The sequence below is a fragment of the Agriterribacter humi genome (assembly GCF_009192765.1).
GTDB classification, from domain to species: domain Bacteria; phylum Bacteroidota; class Bacteroidia; order Chitinophagales; family Chitinophagaceae; genus Agriterribacter; species Agriterribacter humi.
Window position 1 is genome coordinate 22,188 of sequence record NZ_VOHQ01000022.1, and the last position, 12,943, is coordinate 35,130.

Genomic DNA, 12,943 nt, shown 5'->3' on the forward strand with positions numbered 1-12,943 from the left:
GAGACCTTGTAACCTGTAACGTAAAACGAACATGACCATCAATCATTATATATTTTTATCAGTGGCGCTATTCTGCATTGGCATAATAGGTGTACTAACCCGCCGCAATGTGATCATTATTTTTATGTGTGTTGAGTTAATGCTGAATGCGGTTAATTTATTGCTGGTGGCCTTTTCAAAAATGCATTACCTGGCGGCTTCCACCTTTGATGCGGCCACAAAAGCGGGCACAGATGCACAGTTATTCGTATTTTTTATTATGGTAGTAGCGGCGGCCGAAGTAAGTGTTGGACTGGCGATTATTGTGATGATGTACCGCAATACCCATTCCATAGATGTAAATTTTTTGAACAGACTAAAACACTAAACGTACAGGATATAAAGTAAGGCTATTCTTAATTTATGTTTTGTACCTGATCTGATATGAGCAAATTAGTTTACCTGGTTCCCCTGTTTCCGCTGGTTGGCTTTCTGATCAACGGGCTGGCGCGCAAAAGTTTGTCCAAATCGCTCACCGCCATTATTGGCAGTGGGGTTATACTGGCGTCTTTTATAGTAAGCGTAATATTGTTTTTTAATGTAAAATCCGGGCACACCGGTGTTCTAAAGCTTTTCGATTTTATTTCTATTGGCTCACTGGAAATACCCTTTGCTTTCCAGGTAGACCAGCTATCATCCATCTTTCTGCTCATCATAACGGGAGTAGGTTTTTTAATTCATGTATATTCAACCGCCTACATGCATGAAGAAACCTCCGCTCATTATGCCCGGTACTTTTCTTATCTCAATCTCTTCGTGTTTTCCATGTTATTGCTGGTGCTGGGCGCCAACTATCTTATTATGTTCATAGGTTGGGAAGGTGTGGGATTATGTTCTTACCTGCTCATTGGATACTGGTTTAAGAATACGGATTTTAACAATGCGGCAAAGAAGGCATTCATAATGAACCGCATTGGTGATTTTGGATTCCTGCTCGCCGTTTTCTGGATGCTGCAGCAGTTCGGCACATTAAATTTTGGTGAAATATTTGGCAAGGCCGCCGGTATGAAAATGAACGATATGGCCTTGGTGGGCATAACGCTGTTGCTGTTTCTTGGCGCCGCCGGCAAAAGTGCACAAATACCTTTATATACCTGGTTGCCCGATGCTATGGCGGGTCCTACCCCGGTATCGGCGCTCATACATGCGGCTACCATGGTTACTGCCGGTATTTACATGATAGCAAGAAGTAATATTTTATATACACTCGCACCCACAACGCAGGGCGTGGTTGCTGTAGTTGGACTGGCTACCGCCATCTTTGCGGCTACTATAGCATTAAAACAAAATGATATTAAAAAAGTGCTGGCTTATTCTACAGTAAGCCAGCTGGGTTATATGTTTTTGGGATTAGGTGTTGGTGCATATACCGGGGCCGTATTTCATGTAATGACACATGCTTTTTTTAAGGCGCTGCTTTTCCTTGGAGCAGGTTCGGTTATACATGCCATGCATCATGAGCAGGACATCAGGAAAATGGGAGGATTAAAAAAATATTTACCCACCACGCACTGGACTTTTCTGGTGGCCTGTATTGCTATTGCAGGCATTCCGCCGCTCAGTGGATTCTTTTCGAAAGACGAAATTCTGGCTGCGGCATTTTCTGTAAATAAAATATACTGGATTATCGGCGTACTGGGCGCGGTAATGACCGCCTTCTATATGTTCAGGCTATATGCTACTACTTTCCTTGGAAAATTCAGGGGAACGCCGGACCAGGAGCATCACCTGCACGAGAGTCCCAAAGCGATGACCTGGCCACTGATCGTTCTTGCGATCCTTTCTGTTGTAGCCGGGTTTGCGGGCATCCCGACAGTATTGGGCGGCACGCATCAGTTAGCGAATTTTCTTTCACCTGTTTTTGCGGGGTCCGTTGCTTTGCAGCATGCACCGCACCTGGATCATTCAACGGAATACCTGCTTATGGGCATTTCTGCCGGGGTTGCAGCGCTTACCATTTTATATGCGGTAAGCAGGTTCAGCAAAAAGCCAGATATGCAGGATGCGGCTGGCTTAGGCAAAGTGCTGGAAAATAAATGGTATGTTGATGAGCTGTACGATGCGGTTGTTGTAAAACCCTTGCGCCGTATATCCGTACTATTGAACAATGTAGTAGAAAAACTTGGAATAGATGGCATGGTAAATGGCGTGGGCAAACTGGTAAATTATAGCGGCCGCCAGTTAAGGTTATTGCAAAACGGTCAGGTAGGTGCGTATATTTTAATGATGGTTGTTGCGGCGTTGGTTTTATTCATTATTCAATTGTTTGTACTGTAAGCTATGAACCCTAATGACGTTTTAATTACATTTCCGGAATTGCTGATATGGTTCCCCCTGCTGAGCGGGCTGGCAGCCTTTTTCCTGGCGAAAGGCGATAGCGCGAAACGATGGGCGGTTATCTCTTCTCTTATTACGGTTGCCATAGTGGCTGCCAGTTTCTTTTTTACAGATAAAAATTATTTCCACTTTAATAATGTAAGTTATGTGTGGATGCCTTCCATTGGCAGCAGCTTTGCGCTGATGTATGATGGAATGGGGCGTATGCTTTGTTTGCTAACTGCGCTTGCTTTCCCACTAGCTTTTTTAGCCACTTATAATACCAATTATTTAAAATCCAATAATTTTTATGGTTTAATGCTGCTATCCCAGGCGGGGTTAATGGGTGTGTTTTGCGCTATGGATGCACTGGTGTTTTACTTCTTCTGGGAGCTGGCTATTATTCCCATCTATTTTCTTGCTTCACAATGGGGCGGTGAAAAACGCATACAGGCCACATTTAAATTTTTTGTATACACTTTTGCAGCATCGCTGTTGTTAATGGTTGGCATCATTTACGTTTACCTGCATACCCCCGACAGTAGTTTTGCTTTGAGCTCTTTTCTTAAAGCCAAACTTCCGCCAGGACAGGAGAAACTTGTTTTCTGGCTGTTCCTTGCCGCCTTTGCTGTAAAAATGCCCCTGTTTCCTTTTCATACCTGGCAGCCCGATACCTATGAACAATCGGCAGCGCCGGTTACTATGATTCTGAGCGGAGTAATGGTAAAAATGGGGGTATTTGCACTTATTCGCTGGCTGATACCTGTATTCCCTTACGCTACCGGTTTATTCACCAATGTTGTGATTGGTCTTTCGGTGGCGGGAATGGTTTACGCTTCCTGCATTGCATGGGTGCAGGACGATTTGAAGCGCCTCGTTGCCTACTCGTCCATTGTACATGTGGGGTTAATGTGCGCCGCAATCTTTGCCCGCCATCAAAGCGGAATAGAAGGTGTGATGCTGCAGATGTTCAACCATGGCATCAATATTATTGGATTATGGATAGTAGTGGAGCTGATTGAAAAACATTTTGGCACGCGAAAGATTTCGGAATTGGGCGGAATAGCATCCAGTTCACCGGTACTCACCGTTTTTTTAGTGATTATCGCCCTGGCGAATATTGCCTTGCCGCTCACAAACGCTTTTGTAGGAGAGTTTTTAATGTTTAACGGGCTGTTTCAGTATGGAATATGGACTACAGCCATAGCATTAACAACGATAATACTATCGGCGGTTTATACGCTCAATATGGTGCAAAAAGTATTTTACGGCAGTACCAATAGCCTTACTGCTTCGGGTGCGGGTATGGTAAAAGGCAGCGCCGTGGCAGCGCTAACGGTTGTGGTGATTATCATTCTTTTACTGGGCGTGTATCCTAAACTGTTATCAGATCTTACAAAAGATACTGTAAATGTATTTATGAACCGGCTGATGGGATTGTAAGAGTAAGAGGTAAGAAAGTAGGAGGTAAGAGGGGGGCGGGGATTTTGAAAAACAGAAACAACAACTCAAAAAGGGTTTATCACAATATTATGAGTTCAATTATATTATCGGCTTTATGGGGTGTGGTAATGATGTTCAGTGGAATTTTTATGAAAAAAAAATCCCTGGCAAAGTATATTGCCCTGCTGGGAATGCTTGCCCTGCTAACTGTTAATTTTCTTGAATATTACAATGTTTGGTATATCTACGCAGATATTGGGCAAATGTTGAAATTTACTTCTTTCAGCCATATTTTCAATGCTATTGTTCTTGCCTGTACCTTTCTCTTTTTTATATTAAATGCAGCGGAACTGGAAGCAATAGGCCCCGATGTATATGAATATTACGCCCTGATCTTTTTTGTGCTTTGTGGCGTAGGCATTGCGGTTTCTTTTAATACGCTGCTGATGCTGTTCCTGGGAATTGAAATTATCACTATTCCATTGTATATATTAGCGGGCAGCGACAAACGAAATCTCAAAAGCAATGAAGCCTCACTCAAGTATTTCCTGATGGGTGTTTTTTCTACCGGTATCATGCTCATGGGAATTGCTTTTTTGTACGGGGCTACCGGCACTTTTTACATTGAAGGCATGAACCTGGGTATTGCAGCATTGCAGCCTATGATCGTTATCGGAGTAGTGTTGCTGATGATTGCCATGTCATTCAAAGTAAGTGCGGCGCCCTTTCATTTTTGGGTGCCCGATGTGTATGATGGTGCCCCTACGGCGGTTACTTCTTTTATGGCTACAATTGTTAAGGTTGCATCCTTCGTGGCATTCCTTCATTTGTTTGATAATGCCTTTGGTAAAATTCATGCCCAATGGCAATTATTGATTGCCTTACTTACCGCCGCTACTTTATTCATAGGGAATATTACCGCTGTTTTTCAGCAAAGTGTAAAGCGTATGTTGGCCTACTCAAGCGTAGCGCACGCCGGCTTTATGATGTTTGCATTATTTGGATTGAATACTTTTGTCCGGGAGGGGTTGATATTGTATGCAGCGGCTTACAGTTTGGCTACAATAGGAAGCTTTGCCGTATTGGCCAAAATGAAAGACTTTTCGCTGGAGGGCTTTAACGGGCTGGGCAAAACGCAGCCCTTACTGGCATTAACCAATACTGTTTTCCTGCTTTCGCTTACGGGGATTCCCTTAACTGCAGGCTTTTTTGCCAAGTATTATATGCTCGTGGGTGCTGTAAAAAGTGGTAACCACTTATGGCTGGTTATCTTTGCCGTACTAATGGCGGCTGTAAGTGCATACTATTATTTCCGTGTTATCCAGTCTATGTATTTTAAAGAAGGGGATGCGCAGGTTAAGCCGGTTTCTACTGTTTTTAAAGCTACTCTGATTATTACCGCTGCGCTTATTATTATTTTAGGTATGTTCCCCAATTTGCTGTTGAAAGGCCTGTATTATTAGAATTAGCTGCTCCATTCGTCACAAGGCATTTTGCAGATGGAATATGTATACGTAATTTTAAATTTCATTACGCAGGCATGAATATTAAGGATACCATTGCGCTGGCATACAAAACCATACGCGGCAATAAGCTCCGCACAGGCATTACCGTTGCCATTATTGCATTTGGTATAATGGCGCTGGTTGGCATTATTACCGCCATACAGGCAATGAACTCCAGTTTAAAAGACAGCTTCGCCACCATGGGCGCCAATTCCTTCAGCATCCGTTTCAGAGATAGGCAGATCCGCTTTGGAGACGGGGGAGGCGATGTTACCAAAACCAGCAGCAGCAATAAAAAGGTAAAAAAATCCAACACCGGCAAACCCATAACCTTTGAGCAGGCCAAAGCATTTAAAGAGCGGTACAGCTACCCGGCAAAAGTAAGCATAGGGTTGGGTGGCGTAGGCGACCAAACTGTTTTTTTTGAAAATAAAAAAACAAATCCCAATGTGCGTGTATCAGGAGGTGATGAAAATTATTTTGCATTAAATGGCTACGAAGTAGAGTATGGGCGCGATTTTAACCGGCTGGATATTGAAAGCGGAAGAAATGTATGTGTATTGGGTTATGATGTAGCAAAAAAATTTTTTGGCGAAAGAGTGGAACGCGCATTGGATAATATTATACGTGTAGGCGCCAACAAGTTCAGGGTGATAGGCGTTTTAAAAAGCAGGGGAAGCAGTTCGTTTATGCGGGCCGATAACGCAGTATTTACTACCTATAATACCATGCGGCGTTTATTTTCTGTTGGAAATGCTTCCTTTTATATAGGTGTGCAGGTAGATAATGTTGACCAGTTGAATGATGCCATTGGAGAAGCCGAAGGCGTATTCCGTCCTATCCGTAATCTTACCACAACAGAACAAAGTAATTTTTATATTGATAAAAGTGATGCATTGGCCGAAACTTTTATCGGGTTGCTGGGAAGCATTTCCCTTGCGGCTGGCGGTATAGGATTTATAACCCTTATAGGGGCGGCCATAGGGCTCATGAATATTATGCTGGTAGCGGTAACAGAAAGAACAAAAGAAGTAGGATTAATAAAGTCACTTGGAGGCAAAAAGAAGGACATCCGCCAGCAATTCCTCTTTGAGTCAATACTCATCAGTTTAATGGGCGCTGCTATTGGTATTATACTGGGCATTATTGTTGGCAACCTGGTGGGTATGCTGATGAAGGTTCCGTTTTTTGTACCCTGGTTATTGATACTGATTGCTATTCTTATTTGTTCTGCTGTGGGTTTGGCAGCAGGTATCTACCCCGCATGGAAAGCTTCAAAATTGGATCCTATTGTAGCCCTGCGTTACGAATAGTGAGTACAACTCACCTCTCACTATTCACAATTCACCATCTTTCACTTCTCACGCCAGCCTGCCGGCTGGCAGGTTTCACGTTTGAGACAGCACTATTTTGTTGGATCCAGTATTTTTTCAATCCGGTCGTTTACATCCTGCAAATGATACCTGGTCATCCTGTCGCTGATAGCAGGCAATGCGGCTTTGATCTCTGCCTGTAAAGAACGGAGGTTACCCTTTAGTACGGAAATGATATCACTTTTTTGGGTGTCTGTCATTGCTGCGGGAGCGCCAATGCGAAAAGAAATGCCCGCGCCCGAAAATACAGGCGGGTTAACAATTTGTCCAACTCTTTCCACATACGATTTTTGGAGATTGCGCCGGTAAATATCGATCGGCTTCCTTGCTGCAAGTTCACTCCATACACCCCGCTTCAGTTCGTTGAGCATATCTGCTGCTTTATAAGCATTGTTATTCAGCTCGGCTTCCATGCTCAGCAATTTACTTATGGTATTGGTGCTGATCAGGCGGTTTAAAACGGCATCCTGCCGGTCGCTCACCACGGATACTCCTGTAGTACCAATGCGGTTAAGAATAGCTGTATCAATAAGCCAGGTTGGTGTAATAAACAATTGCCTGTTCAAAAAAGCCATCGCTTCTTTCTGAACAACCTTTGGAGTATAAGCATATACCGGTCCCTGCTGTTCTACTGTTTTAGGCGTTTCATATATGCCGCCTATATTTTTAGCCGCATGACCCATATAGCGTCCATATTGAATAGTTAACTGGGTATATAAATCCGAAAGGTTTTGATAGTCTGTATTTGCTTCTTTTGTCCACTCCATGAGGTGGGGAACAATGCGCTGCAGGTTTTTAATACCATAAGTCCCCGCTTTCATAGCGTTGTCGCCGAGATCTTCATTTTGTGAACGCGGGTCATCGGCATTCGACTCTGTACCAAACCAAAGCCGTTTATCTTTTAATTTTTCTATGGTCAGTTTATTCAGAACAGGTACTTCGGCTTCAGGGGTAGCGGCCTTGGGATACCACCTGTAACCCCACTCAATTGCCCATTTATCATAATCGCCTATACGTGGAAATAAACCTTTTTCGGAGATGCTGTCTTCCGGCTGCGCCACATAATTAAAACGGGCGTAATCCATAATAGAAGGCGTATGCCCGTTGGCTTCCACCCAGGCTTTATCTCTTAGTTTTTCAACAGGCACGGAGGAGCTCGAACCAAAATTGTGGCGGAGGCCAAGGGTGTGTCCCACTTCATGAGACGATACAAAACGGATGAGCTGTCCCATAAGTTCATCGCTGAATTCCATTTTGCGTGCCCGCGGATCTGTGGGTGCGCATTGAATAAAATACCAGTTGCGCAACAGGTTCATTACATTATGATACCAGTTGATATGGCTTTCTAATATTTCGCCGGAGCGGGGGTCATGCACATTAGGGCCGCTGGCATTGGCAACAACGGAGGGCTTGTATACAATAGCGGAATACCTGGCATCCTCGAGGCTCCAGGTTGAATCTTCCCAGGGTGCCGGCGCCGGTTTGGCAACAATAGCATTTTTAAAGCCCGCTTTCTCAAAGGCAGTCTGCCAGTCGTTAACACCCTGAATAAGATAAGGCACCCATTTTTTGGGGGTAGCGGGGTCAATATAATATATGATCTGCTTTTTAGGTTCTACCAGCTCTCCTCTGTTGTACTTCTCCACATCTTCGGCTTTGGGCTCCAGTTTCCAGCGAACGATGATGGAAATATCCTTTACACCCTGGGGGTTGGCGTCAAAATCGGTATAGCTCCTGGCAAAATAGCCTACTCTTGGATCAAAAAAACGTTGCCTGGCCGGCGCTTGCGGCAACAATACCATTGAACTGTTGAGCTCAAGGGTATACAACACATTTGGTGCGGAGCCGCCTGCCCCGGGTGTCCTGGCTGTAAGACTGCTTCCGCCTCCCTTACTGTATGTTTTTACTGTTTTGATCTCTATGTTAACAGGATAACTCTTTACATCGTTGATATAGGATTTGTCTGACTGGTAAGCGCCAACCTGGAAAGCATTTTTAGCGTTTCCTGAAAAAAACAATACATCATTATCACCGGAAATATAATCTGTAAAATCTATTACGGTTCCTGTAGAATCTGTAGGAAGAACTTTAATATCAAATGCTGCCATAATAGGCAGTACGTTAGAGTTGGTAACAGCTTTATACATCGCCTGTGTTGAATCTTTTGATATTTCATCGAAAGAAACTTTTTTGAGAAACAATTTATTATTGGGCCCTTTTTCAAAACGGATCACATTGCTTCCAATCTGGTCGCCGGCATAACCAAAGAAAAAATTACGCATACCGGCAGCGGCTTTTGAAATGCGGTTTACCACCAAAATATCCCTGCCTAAAAGGGAATCCCCTATTTCAAAATAATACTTGTCCTCAAGCTTATGTACCAGAAACAGCCCGCTGTCTGTTTTGGCTTTAGCCGTAATAATTTCTTTGTATGGTTTTGGCCCGCTTTTAGGTTTAACGGGAGGAGCGGGAGCTTTAAGTGCTGAATCGGACGCCGGAGTAGACTTTTTTTTATTCTGCGCGGTTATTGAAGAAGCTGCAACAAGCAGTAAACAGGCTAAAGCTAAACGTTTGATGTGCATGCCGATGATATTTGATTTAGGGATGAAATTACTGATAACATAAAAATCATACGGTTTTTTATATAACCGGGTATATTACTGCTGCAAAGATATTCGCCGGGCTGACACAAACTATACTGGTAACCGATTGAGGTTATAAAAACAAAATGTAAATCTGTTGTTTGGTATAAGAAATTTGCTATATTGTGCCTCCCAAATAAAATTTTTTCTACTGACATTTAAACATTTTAAATTTTTTTTTCAGTAGAATTGTGAATCAAAACCACACACTTTAAAAATTGTAAAATCTTTAATTCAAAAAAACAAGAGTTATGGCTGAAACTAAACCAACCGCAACCGCATCTGCAGTGAAGGCATCCACATCAGTTCAACCTAAGGGGGGAAGCAATATTATTTCATGGCTCGCTCCAATTGTATGTATTATTGCAGGGTATATTATCTGGAGATTTATTTTGGGCAGTGATGCTGGCTTTTCCAAGCCCGATCCCGAAGGCGGATTTTGGCCTACCCATAAAGGACCTTTGGGCCCCTGGCACCGTATGTATGAAGGTGGAATTATTGTACCGATACTTATCGGAATGTTTTTGATGGTTATTGTATTTTCCATTGAGCGTTTCCTTACCATCAATAAATCAACAGGTAAAGGATCTATTTCTGAGTTTGTTAGGAAAGTGCAATACCACCTGGCTAACAAAAATGTAGATGCGGCCCTTGCAGAATGCGACAGGCAGCAGGGTTCTGTAGGAAATGTAATGAAAGCAGGTCTTCGCCGTTATAAAGAGCTGATTTCTGATTCTGAGCTCACTACCGATCAAAAAGTAATGGCTATTCAAAAAGAAGTAGAGGAAGCTACTGCCCTGGAATTGCCTATGCTGCAAAAAAATCTTGTTTTCTTATCAACACTTACTTCTGTAGGTACATTGGTGGCCCTGCTGGGTACAGTAATGGGTATGATCAAATCGTTCGGAGCATTAGGTGAAGAAGGTGGCGCCGGCGCTGCTGCAGAACTGGCAGTTGGTATTGCCGAAGCATTATACAATACTGCATTAGGTATTGCTACTTCAGCTTTTGCCCTTATTATGTATAATGTGTTTACAACTAAGATTGACGGAATTACATATGGTATTGACGAATCTGGATTTACCCTTACACAGAGCTTTGCTTCCCAGTATAAATAAAGTGGGAAAATGTATGGAAAGTGAGCGGTATTGCATCTTATAAGTCAATTAAAATTTTTGCGAAATGCCTAAAGCTAAAATAGTAAGGAAAAGTACATGGGTAGATATGACCGCCTTTGTGGATGTGTCGTTTCTGATCCTTACCTTTTTCATTCTTGCTACCAAGTTTAAGCCCGAAGAACCCGTGGAAGTTAAATTCCCCAGTTCCGTTTCGGCTGATAAAGTGCCTGAAATGGATGCTTTTCTGGTAACAATAGATAAGGAGGGAAGGGTTTTTGTTCAGTTGGACGACCCCAAAGCGCGTGAATCTATAGCCAATAACTTAAATGAAACCAGGCAACTGGGGCTTAGTCCGGCCAATATCAAGTCTTTTACCAATTCTCCCAGTATGGGCGTTCCTTTTGCAGGCATGAAACAATTATTGTCCATGGATCCTGAACAACAAAAGAATGTAAGGCAGCCGGGTATTCCCGTTCCGGATTCTACCGGCGGGGAACTGTATTACTGGGTAAGGGATGCGAAATCAACCTATGCCGGTAAAAAAATAACCTGGTTGATAAAAGCGGACAACGAAACAAAATTTCCGGTAGTTAAAAATGTGCTGGAAGCGTTTAAGCGGAATGATATCAACAAGTTTCAACTGGTTACCAAATTCCAGGATGCTCCCGTGGGATCGCCGCTTTGGAATTCCAGGCAGGATATCATTAAAAAGGCTGGCGGCAGTTAAAAGCTACCTGCAGGCATGAAATATATTTAATCATTTAAAATCAGTTTTATGGCAGATTTAGATGTATCAGATAGTGGTGGTCATGGTAAAAAAGGACCAGGGGTCAAAAAAGCCAAGAAACTTTCTACCAGGGTAGATATGACACCCATGGTGGACCTCGGATTTCTGCTGATCACCTTCTTTATATTTTCTACTACCATGGCACAGCCTACGGCTATGCAATTGATTATGCCTAAGGATACCGAAAACCTGGAAGAACAAACCAAGGTGAAAGCTTCCGGAGCCTTAACGATTATGCTGGGCAAATCAGACGGGTTGTATTATTATGAAGGGGATGATCCTACTAAAATTCAGGCTACCGACTATAAAAAAGTAAGGGAAGTGATTATCACTAAAAAGAAATCCACCAAACCCGAGGATTTTGTAGTGGTAATTAAACCCAATGATGAAGCCAATTACAAGAATGTAGTGGCTATTTTAGATGAAATGTCTATCAATGAAGTAAAAAAATATGCATTGGTGTCCATTTCACCTGTTGAAAATGAATTATTGGTGGCTACCGAAAAGGCCAATAATATTCAGTAAAAGTTTATGGATTTATACAAATCCCCGCATCTTATATTTAAATAAAAAAGATCATCATGGATGTAAGCAAAATACCAAGTGCCAGCCTTCTTGATATAATTTTTGAAGGAAGAAATAAAAGCTATGGCGCTTATGAACTGCGTACAAAATACAACAAGAGGCTTACTACTGCATTGATCATTACAGCTTCACTGGCCGTACTTATTATGCTGATTTCCATTTTGGGCGCCAAATTTGAAGGTCCCAAAAAAGCAGTGGTAATAGAAGCTAAAGATGTGGAATTGACGAATGTGCAGGAGGAGAAGCCGATTGAACCGCCACCTCCACCACCCCCAAAGCCACCAGATCCTCCAAAGATAGAAATGGCCAAATTTACCCCGCCAAAAGTGGTAAAAGATGAAGAGGTGCAGCCGGAAGAAGAAATGAAGGAGATTGAAGAGCTCAAAGAAGCTACGATCAGTACCATTAACCAGGAAGGTATAAAAGACCTGGGAATAGTTGCTCCCCCAGTTGAAGACAAGGGTGGGGTGGTAGCAGCGCCGGTAGTAGACGATGAAGATAAAGTGTTTCAGAAAGTGGAAATTGAAGCCAAATTTCCCGGCGGAGACAAAGCCTGGTCAAAATATATTTCCAGGGAAATAAACCGCTATATTGATGAATTGCAGGATGCCGGTAAAGCAGGTACCTGTGTGGTTCAGTTTATTGTGGACAGGGAAGGAAATATAAGCGAAGTAGAAGCGCTGACTATGAAAGGAACCAAGTTGGCCGAAATTTGTGTAAATGCCATTAAAAGGGGGCCCAAATGGACGCCTGCAGAACAGAACGGACGTAAGGTAAAAGCGTACCGCAAGCAGCCGGTTACCTTCCAGATCGCAGAAGAATAAGCGTAGTTGTTTTTTTGTAATAATCATGTTTATACGGTCCCCGTTGTTGTAAAACAGCGGGGACCTTTTTTTATATGAACTGTTCTAAAAAGACATGAAATAGTTTATGGAAAATCCCTGGCATTCCAGTCTTATTGGTAAACATGCATATGGCCGATTTTAATCTTCCTGCCGAGGGCAAATCAAAACATGGCGCTTCTTTAGCCAGGGCATTACGCATAGACATGACACCCATGGTTGACCTGGGGTTTTTGCTCATTACATTTTTTATTTTTAATTCGGTGGTAAGCAAACCGTCGGCTATGCAACTG

At 42.8% G+C, this 12,943-nt stretch carries 10 protein-coding genes and 1 pseudogene; 10 read left to right on the top strand and 1 reads right to left on the bottom strand.

Annotated elements, in window-relative coordinates; genetic code table 11:
* Positions 1–31 precede the first annotated feature (31 nt).
* The 5 genes from nuoK to FRX45_RS22690 all read left to right on the top strand — a co-directional run bounded on the left by nuoK (position 32) and on the right by FRX45_RS22690 (position 6,616).
* Positions 32–367, top strand: coding sequence for an NADH-quinone oxidoreductase subunit NuoK (nuoK, locus tag FRX45_RS22670; protein ID WP_152270771.1), 336 nt, complete (start codon positions 32–34; stop codon positions 365–367).
* Positions 368–423: 56 nt separating this feature from the next.
* On the top strand, positions 424–2,316 hold the full coding sequence (gene nuoL, locus FRX45_RS22675; protein ID WP_152270772.1) for an NADH-quinone oxidoreductase subunit L: 1,893 nt from the start codon (positions 424–426) through the stop codon (positions 2,314–2,316).
* 3 nt (positions 2,317–2,319) lie between these two features.
* Positions 2,320–3,798, top strand: a complete 1,479-nt coding sequence (locus FRX45_RS22680; RefSeq protein WP_152270773.1) for a complex I subunit 4 family protein — start codon at positions 2,320–2,322, stop codon at positions 3,796–3,798.
* Positions 3,799–3,887: 89 nt separating this feature from the next.
* Positions 3,888–5,261, top strand: coding sequence for an NADH-quinone oxidoreductase subunit N (locus tag FRX45_RS22685; RefSeq protein WP_152270774.1), 1,374 nt, complete (start codon positions 3,888–3,890; stop codon positions 5,259–5,261).
* A 77-nt stretch (positions 5,262–5,338) separates the two neighbouring features.
* Positions 5,339–6,616 (top strand): ABC transporter permease, encoded by a 1,278-nt coding sequence (locus FRX45_RS22690; protein WP_152270775.1) that lies wholly within the window; start codon positions 5,339–5,341, stop codon positions 6,614–6,616.
* A gap of 92 nt (positions 6,617–6,708) precedes the next feature.
* Here the strand turns inward: FRX45_RS22690 and FRX45_RS22695 are convergent, their stop codons facing one another.
* On the bottom strand, positions 6,709–9,258 hold the full coding sequence (locus FRX45_RS22695) for a zinc-dependent metalloprotease (protein ID WP_152270776.1): 2,550 nt from the start codon (positions 9,256–9,258) through the stop codon (positions 6,709–6,711).
* Positions 9,259–9,569: 311 nt separating this feature from the next.
* Between FRX45_RS22695 and FRX45_RS22700 the strand changes: the two genes are divergently transcribed.
* From FRX45_RS22700 to FRX45_RS23665, 5 genes and pseudogenes are all read left to right on the top strand, one after another.
* Complete coding sequence (locus FRX45_RS22700; RefSeq protein ID WP_152270777.1) at positions 9,570–10,436, top strand: MotA/TolQ/ExbB proton channel family protein; 867 nt, start codon at positions 9,570–9,572, stop codon at positions 10,434–10,436.
* 64 nt (positions 10,437–10,500) lie between these two features.
* Positions 10,501–11,163 carry an ExbD/TolR family protein gene (locus FRX45_RS22705; RefSeq protein ID WP_152270778.1) on the top strand — a complete coding sequence of 221 codons (663 nt, stop codon included), beginning with the start codon at positions 10,501–10,503 and terminating at the stop codon, positions 11,161–11,163.
* A 48-nt stretch (positions 11,164–11,211) separates the two neighbouring features.
* Positions 11,212–11,748 carry an ExbD/TolR family protein gene (locus tag FRX45_RS22710; protein WP_152270779.1) on the top strand — a complete coding sequence of 179 codons (537 nt, stop codon included), beginning with the start codon at positions 11,212–11,214 and terminating at the stop codon, positions 11,746–11,748.
* A 56-nt stretch (positions 11,749–11,804) separates the two neighbouring features.
* Entirely contained in the window at positions 11,805–12,632 is an 828-nt protein-coding gene (locus FRX45_RS22715; protein ID WP_152270780.1) for an energy transducer TonB, read from the top strand.
* 224 nt (positions 12,633–12,856) lie between these two features.
* Positions 12,857–12,943, top strand: a pseudogene (locus FRX45_RS23665) (biopolymer transporter ExbD); the annotation flags it as partial.